This window comes from Pseudomonas sp. 51_B (assembly GCF_017491595.1).
GTDB lineage: Bacteria > Pseudomonadota > Gammaproteobacteria > Pseudomonadales > Pseudomonadaceae > Aquipseudomonas > Aquipseudomonas promysalinigenes.
Map to the genome: position 1 here is coordinate 1 of NZ_JAFGYW010000495.1, position 382 is coordinate 382.

Consider the following 382-nt stretch of genomic DNA (forward strand, 5'->3'; position numbering starts at 1 on the left):
GTGCTGGGACCGTGATCGAGCCTTCGGTCAAACCTTTGCCAATGGTGATGACTTCACCATTGCTCAGGGTGATCTTCATCTCGCTACCGGCCGGATTGGTCAGGGTAGCGGTGTAGACGATGCTGCCACCTTCCTGGACGGTGCCGGTAGCGGACAAGGTGAGGCCAGTGCTGTCCAGCTTGGCTGGATCGTCGGTGACCGAAGTAGTTGGGTTACCCGCGGTTTCCAGCTTCTCGTAGTTGCCACCGGTGACGTTAGTGATGCTGTTGGTCAGCGGCGTGTTGGTGTTGTAGACGTTGTTTGGCGCAACGTAGTCAACCGAGCCGGAGCTTGCGTTGACCGGAATGGTAATGGTCTGGCCGTTGGCCAGGGTGATCACCAG

The 382-nt window shown here is 58.1% G+C and carries 1 protein-coding gene; it reads right to left on the bottom strand.

The features are described 5' to 3' along the window. On the bottom strand, window positions 1–382 hold a 382-nt coding region (locus J5M56_RS25900), incomplete at both ends, for an immunoglobulin-like domain-containing protein (RefSeq protein WP_207938174.1).